The 14,036-nt window shown below is 69.6% G+C and carries 15 protein-coding genes; 8 read left to right on the top strand and 7 right to left on the bottom strand.

Features of this window, described 5'->3' with window-relative positions; all coding sequences use genetic code 11:
• Nucleotide 1: 1 nt before the first annotated feature.
• The 7 genes from cbiE (at nt 2) to CVH10_RS12440 (ending at nt 6,454) form a co-directional block, all read left to right on the top strand.
• Nucleotides 2-1,222 carry a precorrin-6y C5,15-methyltransferase (decarboxylating) subunit CbiE gene (cbiE, locus tag CVH10_RS12470; protein WP_219924703.1) on the top strand — a complete coding sequence of 407 codons (1,221 nt, stop codon included), beginning with the start codon at nt 2-4 and terminating at the stop codon, nt 1,220-1,222.
• A gap of 32 nt (nt 1,223-1,254) precedes the next feature.
• Complete coding sequence (locus CVH10_RS12465) at nt 1,255-1,677, top strand: cobalamin biosynthesis protein (RefSeq protein ID WP_106488889.1); 423 nt, start codon at nt 1,255-1,257, stop codon at nt 1,675-1,677.
• Entirely contained in the window at nt 1,674-2,495 is an 822-nt protein-coding gene (gene cobM, locus CVH10_RS12460) for a precorrin-4 C(11)-methyltransferase (protein WP_106488855.1), read from the top strand. Before CVH10_RS12465 ends, cobM begins: the two co-directional genes overlap by 4 nt.
• The gene (gene cobF, locus CVH10_RS12455) at nt 2,492-3,283 is read left to right on the top strand and encodes a precorrin-6A synthase (deacetylating) (RefSeq protein WP_106488854.1); all 792 of its coding nucleotides are present in this window, start codon (nt 2,492-2,494) and stop codon (nt 3,281-3,283) included. The genes cobM and cobF overlap by 4 nt, the downstream gene beginning before the upstream one ends.
• A 148-nt stretch (nt 3,284-3,431) precedes the next feature.
• Entirely contained in the window at nt 3,432-4,037 is a 606-nt protein-coding gene (cobO, locus tag CVH10_RS12450) for a cob(I)yrinic acid a,c-diamide adenosyltransferase (protein WP_106488853.1), read from the top strand.
• 204 nt (nt 4,038-4,241) lie between these two features.
• The gene (gene bluB, locus CVH10_RS12445; RefSeq protein ID WP_106488852.1) at nt 4,242-4,967 is read left to right on the top strand and encodes a 5,6-dimethylbenzimidazole synthase; all 726 of its coding nucleotides are present in this window, start codon (nt 4,242-4,244) and stop codon (nt 4,965-4,967) included.
• Entirely contained in the window at nt 4,964-6,454 is a 1,491-nt protein-coding gene (locus CVH10_RS12440; protein ID WP_106488851.1) for a cobyric acid synthase, read from the top strand. The genes bluB and CVH10_RS12440 overlap by 4 nt, the downstream gene beginning before the upstream one ends.
• A 243-nt stretch (nt 6,455-6,697) precedes the next feature.
• Here the strand turns inward: CVH10_RS12440 and CVH10_RS12435 are convergent, their stop codons facing one another.
• From CVH10_RS12435 to ugpB, 6 genes are all read right to left on the bottom strand, one after another.
• Entirely contained in the window at nt 6,698-7,405 is a 708-nt protein-coding gene (locus CVH10_RS12435; RefSeq protein WP_106488850.1) for an inorganic diphosphatase, read from the bottom strand.
• Nucleotides 7,406-7,542: 137 nt separating this feature from the next.
• Complete coding sequence (locus CVH10_RS12430; protein WP_106488849.1) at nt 7,543-8,274, bottom strand: glycerophosphodiester phosphodiesterase family protein; 732 nt, start codon at nt 8,272-8,274, stop codon at nt 7,543-7,545.
• On the bottom strand, nt 8,247-9,383 hold the full coding sequence (locus CVH10_RS12425; protein WP_106488848.1) for a sn-glycerol-3-phosphate import ATP-binding protein UgpC: 1,137 nt from the start codon (nt 9,381-9,383) through the stop codon (nt 8,247-8,249). Before CVH10_RS12425 ends, CVH10_RS12430 begins: the two co-directional genes overlap by 28 nt.
• 28 nt (nt 9,384-9,411) lie before the next feature.
• The gene (gene ugpE, locus CVH10_RS12420; RefSeq protein ID WP_106488847.1) at nt 9,412-10,257 is read right to left on the bottom strand and encodes a sn-glycerol-3-phosphate ABC transporter permease UgpE; all 846 of its coding nucleotides are present in this window, start codon (nt 10,255-10,257) and stop codon (nt 9,412-9,414) included.
• A gap of 16 nt (nt 10,258-10,273) precedes the next feature.
• The gene (gene ugpA, locus CVH10_RS12415) at nt 10,274-11,149 is read right to left on the bottom strand and encodes a sn-glycerol-3-phosphate ABC transporter permease UgpA (protein WP_035599132.1); all 876 of its coding nucleotides are present in this window, start codon (nt 11,147-11,149) and stop codon (nt 10,274-10,276) included.
• 98 nt (nt 11,150-11,247) lie between these two features.
• A complete protein-coding gene (gene ugpB / locus CVH10_RS12410; protein WP_106488846.1) occupies nt 11,248-12,564 on the bottom strand; it encodes a sn-glycerol-3-phosphate ABC transporter substrate-binding protein UgpB in 1,317 nt (438 codons plus the stop codon).
• A gap of 230 nt (nt 12,565-12,794) precedes the next feature.
• Here ugpB and CVH10_RS12405 point away from each other — a divergent pair, with 230 nt between their 5' ends.
• Complete coding sequence (locus tag CVH10_RS12405; protein WP_106488845.1) at nt 12,795-13,379, top strand: hypothetical protein; 585 nt, start codon at nt 12,795-12,797, stop codon at nt 13,377-13,379.
• Nucleotides 13,380-13,416: 37 nt separating this feature from the next.
• Here the strand turns inward: CVH10_RS12405 and azu are convergent, their stop codons facing one another.
• Entirely contained in the window at nt 13,417-13,890 is a 474-nt protein-coding gene (gene azu, locus CVH10_RS12400) for an azurin (protein WP_035599124.1), read from the bottom strand.
• Nucleotides 13,891-14,036: the final 146 nt, after the last annotated feature.

Genomic DNA, 14,036 nt, shown 5'->3' with positions numbered 1-14,036 from the left:
GATGACTGACGCGGACGACGCTCCCTGGCTGACGGTGGTGGGCTGGGGCGAGAGTGGCACGGCCGGGCTCACGCCGGCAAGCCGCGAGGCGCTTCAGGCCGCCGAGGTGGTGTTCGGCGCCCGGCGCCATCTGCGCTTGCTGCCGCCGCTCGCCGCCGAGGTGCGCGAGTGGCCGGTACCCTTCGCCGACGGCATTCCCGAACTGCTGGCCGAGCGCGGCCGGCGCACGGTGATGCTGGCCTCCGGCGACCCTTTCTGGTTCGGCGCCGGCACTACCCTGGCGCGGCATCTCGCGCCGGGCGAATGGCGCTCGCTGCCGACGCCCTCGACCTTCAGCCTGGCGGCATCGAGGCTCGGCTGGTCGCTGGAGGGCGTGACCTGCCTCGGCCTGCATGCCCGGCCGCTGACGCGCCTGCGCCCGCACCTGCATCGCGGTCGCCGGCTGCTGGTGCTGCTGCGCGACGGCCCGGCGGTGGCCGCGCTGGCCGACTGGCTCGGGCGCGTGGGCTTCGGCGCTAGCCAACTTCATGTGTTGGAGGCCCTGGGCGGCGATGAAGAACGCGTGCGCTGCCTGCGTGCCGACGCCGAGCTGCCGGACGACATCGCCCATCCGGTGGCGGTGGGGCTCGAGGTTGCCGGCGACGGGCCGGCGCTGCCGCTGACGCCCGGGCGGCCGGATGGATGGTTTTCTCACGACGGCCAGATCACCAAGCAGGCGGTGCGCGCCGCCACGCTGGCCGCCCTGGCCCCGATGCCGGGCGAGCGTCTGTGGGACATCGGTACCGGCTCCGGCTCGGTGGCCATCGAGTGGCTGCTGGCCCACCCGGACAACCGCGCCCTGGGCCTCGAGCGCGATGCCGAGCGGGCCGAGCGCGCCCGCCACAACGCCCGGGAACTCGGCGTCGACTGGCTCGAGGTGGTCGAGGGCGACGCCGCGGCGCTGCTGGCGGATGAGCTTGCGGATGCGCCGTCGCCGGATGCGGTCTTCATCGGCGGCGGGCTTTCCGAGGCGCTGCTCGACGCGCTGTGGCTGCGCCTGCCGGCGGGCACGCGGCTGGTGGCCAACGCGGTGACGCTCGAATCCGAGGCGCTGCTGGCCCAGCGGCAGCGCGAACTCGGCGGCGAGCTGGTGCGCCTGGAGCTGTCGGCGGCGACCGCCCTCGGCAGCCGCCGCGGCTGGAAGGCCGCCTATCCCATCGTGCAGTGGCGGGTCGTGAAATGAATAGCGAAATGAATGGCGAAATGAACGGCGGGATGAGAATCGCGGGCTTCGGCATGCGCCGCTCGGCCACGCTCGCCTCGCTGGCCGAGGCGCTGGAGCGGCTCGAGGCTCGCCACGGCCCGGCCGACCGGCTGGCGGCGGCCGACAGCATGCGGCCAGCTGTTCAGGCCCTTGGCGAGGCGCGGGGCCTCGAGACCCTCGCCGTGCCCGACGCGGCGCTGGCCTCGGCCGAGACGCTGACCCGCTCCCCGCACAGCCGGCGGGCCCGCGGCACCGGCAGCGTCGCCGAGGCCGTGGCGGTACTGGCGGCGGGCCCGAGCGGCGAGCTGCTCGGCCCGCGGAGGGTTTCCCGGGATCGATGCGCCACCGCCGCGATGGCCAGCGCAGCGCTTACACAAGACGCGCCGGCAAGAGACATCAAGACAAGCGACACCCCGGCAGGAGACACGACATGACCGTTCATTTCATCGGTGCCGGCCCCGGCGCGCCGGATCTCTTGACCCTGCGCGGGCGCGACCTGATCGCCGCCAGTCCGGTGTGCCTCTACGCCGGTTCGCTGGTGCCCGAGGCGATCCTCGACCACTGCCCGGCGGACGCCCGGATCATCAATACCGCGCCGCTGTCCCTCGACGAGATCGTCGACGAGATTGCCGCGGCCCACGCGGCGGGCCAGGACGTGGCCCGGCTGCATTCCGGCGACCTGTCGGTGTGGTCGGCCATGGGCGAGCAGCTGCGCCGGCTGCGCGCGCTGGGTATTCCCTATGCCATCACGCCCGGGGTGCCGGCCTTCGCCGCGGCCGCCGCCACCCTCGGCCAGGAGCTGACGCTGCCGGGCGTGGCGCAGTCGGTGGTACTGACCCGCACGCCGGGCCGCGCCAGCGCCATGCCGGATGGCGAGACCCTGGCCAACTTCGCGCGCACCGGGGCGACGCTGGCGATCCATCTGTCGATTCACAATCTGCAGCAGGTGGTGGCGGAGCTCGCGCCCCGCTACGGCGATGACTGCCCGGTGGCCATCGTCTGGCGCGCCAGCTGGCCCGACCAGAAGGTGATCCGCGGGCGGCTCGACACCATCGCCGCGCGCCTCGATCCGGCCATGAACCGCACCGCCCTGATCCTGGTCGGTCCGGCGCTGGCCAGTGACGACTTCGACGACAGCTGCCTCTACGCCATCGGCTACGACCGCCGCTTCCGGCCCCAGTCGGCGGACTCGCCCTTCGCCGAAGGCGGCGCCTTTGAGGAAGAGCGCGCGGCACGAGAGGGCGGCGCATGATTCATCTGTCGCTGATCGGCATCGGCACCGGCAACCCCGATCACATCACCCTGGCCGGGGTGCGCGTGCTGCGCGAGGCCGAGCTGATCCTGCTGCCGCGCAAGGGCGAGGCCCGCTCGGACCTGGTCGACCTGCGTCGCCTGCTGTGCCGCCAACTGCTCGACGAGACTGCGCTCACCCGGGTGGTGGAGTTCGACCTGCCCCGTCGCGACGGCCGCGACGACTACCTGGGCGCGGTGGACGACTGGCATGCGGCGATCGCCGAGACCTGGCATGGGCAGATGACGCAGCGCCTGCCCGAGGGCGGGCGGGTCGCGATGCTGATCTGGGGCGATCCCTCGCTCTACGACAGCAGCCTGCGCATCGCCGCGCGCCTGAAAGGGCCAGAGCAAGATAGTGGCATGGCGCTCGAGGTGGAGGTGGTGCCGGGCATCACCAGCCTGCAGGTGCTGACCGCCGAGCATCGCATCCCCTTGAATGCCCTGGCCGAGCCGGTGCAGATCACCACCGGGCGGCGCCTGCGCGAGCGCGGCTGGCCGGGTGACGCCGCCAGCGTGGCGGTGATGCTGGATGCCGGCGGCGCCTTCCAGACGCTGGCCCCGGAGGGCCTGCATATCTGGTGGGGCGCCTATCTCGGCATGGACAAGCAGTGCCTGATCGACGGCCCGCTGGCCGAGGTCGGCCCCGCCATCGTCGAGCGCCGTGCCGCGCTGCGCGAGCGCCATGGCTGGATCATGGACGTCTATCTGCTGGCGCGTACGCCGCTGCTGCCAGGGCCTATCGAATGATTGATATAGGGGACAAGCCGCAGCGGAGCTCCTGCGCCAGGGATGGCGTCGGGAGCTACAAGGATGTATTCATCGCGTCTCCGCGTAGGCTTGTTCCCGGCATTCTCCCAGAACCATCACGCTATTCCCTCGATCGCTGGAGAACTCGATGAAGCACGTCGACCCCGAGCGCCATGCGGTGCGCATGGCCCACAAGCAGAAGATCATGAACGAGCGGATCAAAGCCGCCGACAAGGAGCAGGGCGTGCTGCTGGTGCTCACCGGCCCCGGCAAGGGCAAGAGCAGCTCCGGCTTCGGCATGGTCGCACGCGCCCTGGGCCACGGCATGAAGGTCGGCGTGGTGCAGTTCATCAAGGGCAAGTTCCAGACCGGCGAGGAGGCCTTCTATCGCTCGCTGCCGGGCGTGGACTACCACGTCATGGGCGAGGGCTACACCTGGGACACCCAGGATCGCGAGCGCGACGTGCGCGCCGCCGAGGCGGCCTGGGCCGAGGCCAGCCGCATGCTGGCCGACCCGGACTATGCCCTGGTGCTGTTCGACGAGCTCAATATCGCCCTGCGCCACGGCTATCTGGAGCTCGACCGGGTGCTCGACGACCTCCAGGGGCGCCCGGCCATGCAGCACGCCGTGGTCACCGGCCGTCACGCCCCCGAGGCGCTGATCGAGCTGGCCGACACCGTGACCGAGATGAAGGTGGTCAAGCATGCCTTCAAGGATCAGGGGGTCAAGGCTCAGAAAGGCGTCGAACTCTAGGCCGGCCTGATAAGTGGCTGCGCTCGGCAATACGGCGTTAAAAATCAGCTCAAAGTCCTCATTTAGGGCCCCTAAACTCCGGCTTTTCGCTGATTTTTGCCTTGTCTAGCCTTCGCTCGCCGACTTTCAGGCTCGCTTTAGCCTTGCTTTCGTCCCGCTGCCACGCCAGCCACCTCACTATCGACCTTTCCAGGAGACCGCCGCATGGCAGACCCGACCGGGCGACCCGATCACGCCTTCCCCGAGGCGCAGCGCGAGGGCCTCTACCGGGCCATCTTCGAGCGTCGCGACGTGCGCGCCCAGTTCCGCCCGGATCCAATCCCCTCCGAGGTGCTGGCGCGGCTGCTCGAGGCCGCCCACCACGCGCCCTCGGTGGGCTTCATGCAGCCCTGGGACTTCCTGCTGATCGACGACCGCGCGGTGCGCGAACGCGTGCACGCCATCTTCGAGCGCGAGAACGCCAGGGCGGCCGAGGCCCACAGCGGCGAGCGCGGCGCGCTGTATCGCCGCCTCAAGCTGGAGGGCATCCTCGAGAGCCCGCTCAACCTGTGCATCACCTGCGACCGCAGCCGCGGCGGCGAGCACGTGCTGGGCCGCCAGAGCATCGTCGAGATGGACCTGTTCAGCACCTGCCTGGCGGTCCAGAACCTGTGGCTGGCGGCCCGGGCCGAGGGCATCGGTGTGGGCTGGGTCAGCATCCTCGATCAGGACGAGCTGGCCGAAGTGCTGGGCCTGCCGGAGAGTGTCTATCCGCTCGCCTACCTGTGCCTGGGCTACGTCGACGAGTTCCTCGACCGCCCCGAACTGGCCCGCGCCGGCTGGCGCCAGCGCCTGCCGCTGGCCGAGCGAGTGCACGGCAACGGCTGGGGAGAAGCGGCCGATGCGCCGGCGCTGTTCGAGGCACTCTCGGCGCGGGAGGGCGAGCGATGAAGGCGCTGATGATCCAGGGCACCACCTCGGACGCCGGCAAGAGCACGGTGGTGGCGGGGCTGTGCCGTCTGCTGGCGCGGCGCGGCGTGTCGGTGGCGCCCTTCAAGCCCCAGAACATGGCGCTGAACAGCGCGGTGACGCCGGAGGGCGGCGAGATCGGCCGCTCCACGGCGCTGCAGGCGGCGGCCTGTGGCCTCGCGCCCCACGCCGACATGAATCCGGTGCTGCTCAAGCCCGAGACCGACCGCGGCGCCCAGGTGATCCTCGACGGTCGGGTCCACGGCCACATGGACGCGCTGGATTACCACGCCTTCAAGCGCCAGGCCCGGGAGACCGTGCTGGCGGCCTGGGAGAGGCTGACTTCACGCCATGATCTCGTCATTGCGGAGGGGGCGGGGAGTCCTGCTGAAATCAATCTTCGTGCCAATGATATCGCCAATATGGGCTTCGCCGAGTCGGTGGACTGCCCGGTATGGCTGGTGGCCGACATCGACCGCGGCGGCGTCTTCGCCCAGCTGGTGGGCACCCTGGAGCTGCTGAGCGCATCCGAGCGCGCGCGTACCACCGGGCTCGTGATCAATCGCTTCCGCGGCGACATCGCGCTGCTCGAGCCGGGACTGGACTGGCTCACCGAGCGCACCGGCAAGCCGGTGACCGGCGTGCTGCCGCACCTGAACGGCCTGCTGCTGGACGCCGAGGACGGACTGGGGCTGACCGAGAGCGCCGCCGAGGCGCCGGGGCTGCGCGTGGTGGTGCCGGCGCTGCCGCGGATCAGCAACCACACCGATCTCGACGCGCTGCGCCTGCATCCGCGGGTCGAGCTGACGCTGGTCGGGCCGGGCCAGGCCATGCCGCCCGCCGACGTCATCCTGCTGCCCGGCAGCAAGAGCACCGCCAGCGACCTGGCCTGGCTGCGCCGCGAGGGCTGGGAACCGGCGATCCGCCGCCACCTGCGCTACGGCGGGCGGGTGCTCGGCATCTGCGGCGGCTTCCAGATGCTCGGCGAGGCCATCGACGACCCGGACGGCCTGGAGGGCGAGGCCGGCAGCGTGCCGGGGTTGGGGCTGCTGGCGATGCGCACCCGCATGGTGGCCGGCAAGCAGCTGCGCAACGTGCGCGGCACGCTCACGGCCCTTCATGCGGGCACCCCGGCCGGCGAAGGCGTGGCGGTGAGTGGCTACGAGATTCACAACGGCGTCAGCGAGGGCCCGGCGCTGGCGCGGCCGCTGCTCGACCTGAACGGCCGCCCGGACGGCGCGGTGAGCGAGGACGGCCAGGTGATGGGCACCTACCTGCACGGCCTGTTCGACGAGGCGCCGGCGGCGGCCGCACTGCTGGCCATGCTGGGACTTGCCGGCGAGGGCGCGGCCGTGGATCTGGCCGCCCACCGCGAGCGTCAGCTCGACCGGCTGGCCGATACCCTGGAGGAACATCTCGACCCGGCCGCCATCGAGGCGCTGATCGGGTCCGTGATGAGGGGGGAATGAATATACCGTGGCGCATTCGCCGCGGTTCGGCGCACGTTGATGGCACGCACGCCTGTGGCGATGGACCGAGGTCTTATCCGTTCAGCGCTTCGAGTCTTGGCTCGGGCGCCGGGTGGTAAGGAAGGTTCGGGGATCCGGCCCCGGGGGCTCGGGAGCCGGATAGCCATGCCGGATGGGCGGCGCCCGGCCACCCGATCCGGCATGGTCGATCCATGGGCCGTCGTTCGAGGCGCCGAGCTGGGGTCACGGCTGCTGCTGGAAGTTCTCCGCTGCCGTTTCCAACACGTTCAGGGCGACGTCGGCGTCCTCGTAGCCGAGGCCTTCCATGCCACCGTCCGGCCCTTTGTAATTGGCGAACCACAGGTCGATGATCCGACTCACGCCGGGGAATTCGCGGTCCAGCTGTTCGATCGTCTCGACGTGGGAAAACGGCGAGTCGTGCGCCAGTACCGCAATGAGCTTGTCGTCCTGTTCGCCGTCGTCCAGCATCTTGAGCACACCGATGACGCTTACCTCGGCCACCTCACCGCGCGGGATGGCCTGGCCGAGGACGATGACATCCAGAGGATCCCCATCACCGCCCAGCTCTTTCGGCAGGGCCGTGCCGGGAATGGCGCCGTAATTGCCGGGATAGCCCAGGTAGTCGACGACGCGCGGAGCACCGTCTTCATATTCCCAGTAAACGGCATGCGGATCGTCCTTGCTCACTTCCCACTTGGCGGACGTTCCCGCCGGAATTTCGATGATGGCATTGGCATGCCCGTTGGCGCTGATGGCCTCCATGGCCATCAGGTCGCGATCGCCCACGATGGTGTAGGCATCCTGCTGCGTCATGCCGGCGGTGACAGGCGTCGTATCCGAAAAGGCAAGGTTGCCGAGCGAATCGGCCTGCGCAGTGACCGATAAGAAGGGCAGGCAGGCCATGCCGGCCAGCAGGAAAGAACGTCGCATCACATATCTCCAGAGTCACGGTGCTTGTCATCGAGTTGCCGTTGTATCAGCGAGACATGACAGAAAGGTGATGGCGCCGGTGAGAGGGCCCGCCGGGTTCGAGACTATCGACGCGCAGACCGACCGCCGTGCGAGGCTCAGCGAAAACGCGTGGGGTCGTCGCTGATCACCGTATTGACGCCCCAGTCCCAGCGTGGGGCGAAGGCGGCCGGGTCGTTGGCGGTGTAGCAGACCAGCGCGTGGCCGGCGGCCTTGATGGCCCGGGCCCGCTCCGCCTTCAACGGTTTCCAGTTGGCGTGCACGCTGACGGCCTGCAGCGCCTCGGTGCGGGACTGCCAGTCCCGGGGCACGCGGTCGAACAGCGCCCCCAGGGCCAACCGTTCGGGGCCGGCCAGCGCGCGACTGACCCTCAGCGCCCGCTCGTCGAAGGACGACACCAGCCGACGCTCGTAGGGCAGTGCCTCCATCAGCGTGGGCACGGCGGCTTCGGCCAGCGCCACCGGGTCGTGGCCGCGGTTGACCTTGAGCTCCAGATTCACGCCCATGCCGAGTTCGGCGATCAGCACGAGCATCGCGTCGAGGGTGGCCATTCTCTCGCCGGCAAAGGCGGGGGCGAACCAGGCGCCCGTGTCCAGCCGTCGGGCCGCGGCCAGGTCCATGGCCGCCAGCCGGCCGCGGCCGTCCGAGCAGCGCGACACGTCGCGGTCGTGCCAGATCACCGGCGTGCCGTCGCCGAGCAGCTGCACGTCGAGCTCGACCCAGATGATGCCGGCCGCATGGGCCGCGCGCACCGCCGCCAGGGTGTTCTCGGGGGCGCGGGCGGAGAGGCCGCGATGGGCGATCAGGCGGGGAAGGTCGAGTGCTGGCATTCGGGCTCCAGGGGGTCCAGGCGCCGCCCTGTGTCGGGGGCGAAGAGATGCAGGCGGCCGGCATCCGGCCGCAGGGCCAGCCTATCGCCTTCGGCCACCGCGCGGATACCGTCGACGCGCGCCACCACCAGATCGTCCTGGCCTTCGAGCCGGGCATGGACGAGGGTGTCGGCGCCCAGCGGCTCGACCAGCTCGACCCGGACGGACAGGTCGCCGTCGATGACGTCGACTTCGGGCACCACGGTCAGATGTTCCGGGCGGATGCCCAGGCAGACCGGAGCTTCGCCGGCGGTTGCCGATGCGGGCAAGGGGGCGGCCAGCCGGGTACCGCAGGGCAGCGTCAAGGTGTCGCCCGCGCGGCGGGCATCGAGACGGGCGCCGAGAAAGTTCATCGCCGGCGAGCCGATGAAGCCGGCCACGAAGCGGCTGGCGGGGCGCTCGTAGAGATGCATCGGGGTGCCGACCTGCTCGATGCGCCCGCCGTTCATCACCACCAGCCGGTCGGCCAGGGTCATGGCCTCGACCTGATCGTGGGTGACGTAGACCGCGGTGACGCCGAGGCGCTTCTGCAGGCGGCGGATCTCGAGGCGCATTTGCACGCGCAGCTTGGCGTCGAGGTTCGACAGCGGCTCGTCGAACAGGAACACCCGGGGCTCGCGGACGATGGCGCGGCCCATGGCCACCCGCTGGCGCTGGCCGCCGGAAAGCTGTTTCGGGCGCCGGTCGAGCAGGTCCTCGAGGCCGATCAGGCGCGCCGTTTCCTCCACCTTGCGGCGGCGCTCGGCCTTCGGTATGCCGCGGTTCTTCAGCGCGTAGGCCATGTTGTCGGCCACGCTCATGTGCGGGTAGAGGGCGTAGTTCTGGAACACCATGGCGATGTCGCGCTGGGCGGGCTCCAGGTCGTTCACCCGGCGGTCGTCGATGACGAGCTCGCCGTCGCTGATCGATTCCAGCCCGGCGAGCATCCGCAGCAGGGTGGACTTGCCGCAGCCCGAGGGGCCGACCACCACGATCAGCTCGCCGTCGGCGATCTCGAGGTCGGCGCCGTGCAGGCCCGTGAAACCGTTGGGATAGGTCTTGCGCAGGGCGCTCAGGCGAAGCGTGGCCATAGGCGTCTCTCGTGTCCGTTGGAAAGCGTCATTTCTCGGCGTCGACCAGGCCCTTCACGAAGTAGCGCTGCATCAGCACGATCACCGCCACCGGCGGCAGCATGGCCAGCAGGGCGGTGGCCATGACCGTCTGCCAGGGGACCAGGTTGTCGGCCGAGGAGAGCAGGCGCTTGAGGCTGACCACGATGGTCATGTGATCGGATTCGGTGGTGATCAGCAGCGGCCAGAGATACTGGTTCCAGCCATAGAGGAACATGATCACGAACAGGGCGGCGATGTTGGTCGTCGACAGCGGCAGCAGGATGTCCTTGAGGAAGCGCCAGGGGCCGGCGCCGTCGACCCGGGCGGCCTCCAGCAGCTCCGGCGGCACGGTGAGGTAGAACTGCCGGAACAGGAAGGTCGCCGTGGCGCTGGCGATCAGCGGCAGGATCAGCCCCACGTAGGAGTTCAGCAGTCCCAGATCGGCCGCCACCTTGTAGGTGGGCATGATGCGCACTTCCACCGGCAGCATCAGGGTGATGAAGATCAGCCAGAAACACAGCCGACGCAGCGGAAAGCGGAAGAACACGATGGCGTAGGCGGCCAGGATGGCGATGGCGATCTTGCCGACGGCGATGCCCAGTGCCATGACCGTGGAATTGAGCAGCAGCCGGGTGACGTCGGTGCCCAGCCGGCCGACCGGTTCGGTGAGCACGGCGCGGAAGTTGTCGAGCCCTTCCGAGCCGAACCACAGCGGCGCGGTGCCGGTGTACAGCGAGGCCTGGTCGTGGGTGGCGGCGGTGATGGCCAGCCACACCGGCAGGCAGAAGGCGATCAGGGCCAGGATCAGCAGCGCATGGCTGGCGATGTCCAGGCCGGGGCGGCGGTAGCGCATGGGCGTCTCTCCGGTGTCAGTACTGGACCTTGCGCTCGAGGTAGCGGAACTGCAGCAGGGTGAGCAGGCCCACCAGTCCCATCAGCAGCACCGACTGGGCGGCGCTGGCGCCCAGGTCGTAGCCGATGAAGCCGTCCTCGAAGACCTTGTAGACCAGGGTGCGCGTAGCACCGCCGGGGCCGCCGGCGGTGGTGGCGTCGATGGTGCCGAAGGTCTCGAAGAAGGCGTAGACGCTGTTCATCACCAGCAGGAAGAATGCGGTCGGCGACAGCAGCGGGAAGGTGACGGTCCAGAAGCGCCGCCAGGGGCCGGCGCCGTCGATGGCGGCGGCCTCCAGCAGGCTCTTCGGGATCGCCTGCAGGCCGGCGAGGAAGAACACGAAGTTGTAGCTCATCTGTTTCCAGATCGAGGCCATCACCACCAGTGCCATGGCCTGGCCGCCGTTGAGCTGGTGGTTCCAGTCGATGCCGAGCGCGCCCAGGCCGGCGCTGACCAGGCCGAGTTCGGGGTCGAGCATGAAGCCCCACAGCACGCCCGCCACCGCGGGCGCCACCGCATAGGGCCAGACCAGCAGGGTCTTGTAGGCGCCGGCGCCCTTGATCACCCGATCGGCGAGCACCGCCAACAGCAGCGCCAGGGCCATGGCGCCCAGCGCCACGGCGACGCTGAAGGTCACGGTGATGCCCAGCGCGCGGTAGTACTCGGCCGAGGCCAGCACCCGGGCGAAGTTCTCGAAGGCGACGAAGGTACGGCCGAGGCCGAAGGGGTCCTCGACGTAGAAGGCCTGGAACATGGCCTGGGCGGCGGGCCAGAAGAAGAAGATCGCCACGACGGCCAGCTGCGGGGCGAGCAGCAGCCAGGGCGTGACGCGGTGATGCCGGAAGGTCGCCATGGTCGTCTATCGCTGGAGAGGAAAGGAAGCCGGCGCGCCCGGACGGCGCGCCGGCAATGGGACAACGGCCAGGGCCTCAGGGCCGCCGGCCAGGCGGGTCAGCCGTTGGCCTGCTGGAAGCGTTCCAGCAGCTCGTTGCCGCGGCGCACGGCCTCGCTCAGGCCTTCCTCGGCGCTCGCGTCGCCGTTGAAGATGCGCTCCAGCTGCTCCTCGATGACGTCGCGGATCTGCGGCATGTTGCCCAGGCGAAGCCCCTTGGAATTGGCCGTGGGCGTGACGCCGGTCATCTGCTCGATGGCCACGGCGCTGCCCGGGTTCTGCTCGTAGAAGCCTTGCTGCTGGCCGAGTTCGTAGGCCGCCTGGGTGATCGGCAGATAGCCGGAGAACTGGTGCCAGTCGGCCTGGACCTCGGCGGAAGAGAGATAGTCGAAGAAGCGCGCCACGCCCTGATAGACCTCGTCGCTCTTGCCGGCCAGCACCCACAGCGAGGCGCCGCCGATGATGCTGTTCTGCGGCGTGTCGACCAGGTCGCTGTCGTAGGGCAGCGGGGCGACGGAGAAGTCGAAGTCCTCGGCGTTGGCGCGCACGCCCGCCAGCGAGGCGGAGGACGCCATCAGCATGGCGCAGCGGCCGGTGTAGAAGGCCGGGGCGGCATCGTCGAAGCGGCCGCCGTAGTCGAAACGGCCGTCCTGCTGCCAGTCGGCCAGGCGCTGGATGTGATCGACGGCGGCGGTGTCGGCGATGCTCAGGCGGGCCTCGAGCCCGCCGAAGCCGTTCTGCTCGGTGGCGAAGGGCAGGTCGTTGCGCGCCGAGAAGTTCTCGAGCTGGATCCAGGACGGCCAGGTGGTGGTCATGCCGCACTCGGCGGCGCCTGAATCGACGATCCGGCCCAGGGTCTCGCCGAGCCCCTGCCAGGTGGTCGGCACCTCGTCCACGCCGGCCTGGTCGAGGATGTCGCGGTTGACGTAGACCACCGGTGTCGAGGAATTGAAGGGCATGGACAGCATGCGGCCGTCGGCGTCGGTGTAGTAGCCGGTCACGGCGGGCAGGAAGGCGCCGGGATCGACGTCCTGGCCCGACTCGCTCATCAGCTCGTGGACCGGCACGATGGCGCCCTCGGCGTTCATCATGGTGGCGGTGCCGACCTCGTAGATCTGCACGATGGCCGGGGCCTCGCCGGCACGGAAGGCGGCGATGGCGCCGGTCATGGTTTCCGAGTAGTTGCCACGGAAGGACGGCTCGACGACATAGTCGTCCTGGGAGGCGTTGAAGTCGGCGGCGATCTCGTCGACCTTGTTGCCCAGTTCGCCGCCCATGGCGTGCCACCAGGCGATCTCGGTGGCCCCGTGGGCGGACAGCGACAGGCCGGCGGCGGCCATTCCCAGGGTCAGTGCTCCAGCGTACAGGCGTGGCATCGGAATCTCCTTGTCCATCGAGTCTTGGCTGAGAGAAGGCCCGGGCCGTGCATGTGCCGACGGCCGGCGAGCGACAAATACATTAGGAAAACTCGATGACAGCCTCGTGACCGTTTGGCTGCCCGGTGCCGAGCGGGGCGAGAGCGAAGGGCGCGTCTATGCTAGGCTGCGCGCTTTCAGGCTCGGCTGCGCCGGGCATCGAAGGCAGTCATGAAGGAGAGCCGGAAGCGATGAAAGTGGTGCATATCAAGAACGCGGCCCAGCGTGAGGCCTGTCTGGCGCGGCTGTGCGCCGAGGCCTATGGCCAGGACGCCGGCATCGCCCCGCTGGTGACCTTCGCCGGGGTGACGGGCGTGCTGTTTCCGCAGGAGGCCGCACGTCTGCTGGCGCTGGCCGACGATCAAGGGAAGCCGCTGGCACTGGCGCTGCTGGCGCTGGACGAATCCGGTGAGGGCATGACCGTGATGCAGCTGGCGGATCTCGACACCGAGACGGTGAAGGCGCCGTCGATGCGGCTGGTGGGCGAGCTGGCGATGCGCGCGCCGCTGCGCGTGGACGCCACCGACGAGACGCAGGAAGCCCGCTTCCGCGAGGCCGGTATCGAGCGCTGGTTCAGCGGCAAGGCGGGCGTACGCATCGGGCTGTCGAAGCGTCATCCGGCCACCGGGCTCGATGACCTTCCGCGCACGCTGACGGTGGACGAGCAGGGCGTGGTGCAGTCGTTCAAGCGCGACCGGGCGCAGTTCGACGACTACAAGCAGCGCTTCGTGAACGGCCTGGAGAACTTCCCCGCCACCCTGTCGGCGCGGCACTGAGGCGGGAGGCGCGCCGCCTTGGCGGCGCGCACTGGGATCACCCTTCGACGGTGAAGGTGCCCTTCATCAGGCTGGAGTGGCCCGGGAAGGAGCAGAAGAAGGTCAGGTCGCGACCGGCCAGGCCTTCGGTGTCGAAGGTGACGCTGGTGCTCTCGCCGCCGCCGATGACGTCGGTGGCGGCCAGCACGCGGTCGTCGTCCGCCGGCAGATAGTCGCTCTCGAGGCCGGTGCTCATGCCGGCCTGGGCCACGCCCTGAACGTCGGACGTCTCGCTGAGCACCCAGTTGTGGCCCATCACGCTGGCCTGCATCTGGCCGGTGTGCTCCAGCGTCACGGTGACCTCGTCGCAGCTGGCCGGCACGCTCATGGCGTCCTGGTTGAACTGCATCTGGTCGTTGCCCTCGATGGTCAGCTGGCACTGTTCGCCGTCCTGGGCCATGGCGGGGGCGGCGGTCAGGGTCGCGGCCAGGGCGGTGGCGGCGAGCAACCAGGTAGCGTTGGTAGCTTTCATAGCGGCATCCTTCCTGTCGTCACTTTGGTGATGTTTCTGTATACACTTTGCATTCTTCGCCGAGCCTTCCAGGGCTGTCAAGCCCTGTCGGTCGCGGGGACGCTTGACCGCACGGTAAGGTAGCGTTTGACTGACGGTTCCTTCAT

The sequence above is a fragment of the Halomonas sp. ND22Bw genome, assembly GCF_003011945.1.
Lineage (GTDB): Bacteria > Pseudomonadota > Gammaproteobacteria > Pseudomonadales > Halomonadaceae > Halomonas > Halomonas halophila.
The sequence above is the reverse complement of the archived record's forward strand: the minus strand, read 5'-3'. Positions and strand labels throughout refer to the sequence as shown.

Bases quoted from the DNA above. Each gene is read 5' to 3' on its own strand.
- CVH10_RS12435 (WP_106488850.1), bottom strand. From the start codon at position 7,405: ATGCGACGTTCTTTCCTGCTGGCCGGCATGGCCTGCCTGCCCTTCTTA.
- cobO (WP_106488853.1), top strand. From the start codon at position 3,432: ATGAAGCACGTCGACCCCGAGCGCCATGCGGTGCGCATGGCCCACAAG.
- cobF (WP_106488854.1), top strand. From the start codon at position 2,492: ATGATTCATCTGTCGCTGATCGGCATCGGCACCGGCAACCCCGATCAC.
- ugpE (WP_106488847.1), bottom strand. From the start codon at position 10,257: ATGCGCTACCGCCGCCCCGGCCTGGACATCGCCAGCCATGCGCTGCTG.
- CVH10_RS12465 (WP_106488889.1), top strand. From the start codon at position 1,255: ATGAGAATCGCGGGCTTCGGCATGCGCCGCTCGGCCACGCTCGCCTCG.
- CVH10_RS12430 (WP_106488849.1), bottom strand. From the start codon at position 8,274: ATGCCAGCACTCGACCTTCCCCGCCTGATCGCCCATCGCGGCCTCTCC.
- cobM (WP_106488855.1), top strand. From the start codon at position 1,674: ATGACCGTTCATTTCATCGGTGCCGGCCCCGGCGCGCCGGATCTCTTG.
- cbiE (WP_219924703.1), top strand. From the start codon at position 2: ATGACTGACGCGGACGACGCTCCCTGGCTGACGGTGGTGGGCTGGGGC.
- ugpA (WP_035599132.1), bottom strand. From the start codon at position 11,149: ATGGCGACCTTCCGGCATCACCGCGTCACGCCCTGGCTGCTGCTCGCC.
- bluB (WP_106488852.1), top strand. From the start codon at position 4,242: ATGGCAGACCCGACCGGGCGACCCGATCACGCCTTCCCCGAGGCGCAG.
- CVH10_RS12425 (WP_106488848.1), bottom strand. From the start codon at position 9,383: ATGGCCACGCTTCGCCTGAGCGCCCTGCGCAAGACCTATCCCAACGGT.
- CVH10_RS12405 (WP_106488845.1), top strand. From the start codon at position 12,795: ATGAAAGTGGTGCATATCAAGAACGCGGCCCAGCGTGAGGCCTGTCTG.
- ugpB (WP_106488846.1), bottom strand. From the start codon at position 12,564: ATGCCACGCCTGTACGCTGGAGCACTGACCCTGGGAATGGCCGCCGCC.
- CVH10_RS12440 (WP_106488851.1), top strand. From the start codon at position 4,964: ATGAAGGCGCTGATGATCCAGGGCACCACCTCGGACGCCGGCAAGAGC.
- azu (WP_035599124.1), bottom strand. From the start codon at position 13,890: ATGAAAGCTACCAACGCTACCTGGTTGCTCGCCGCCACCGCCCTGGCC.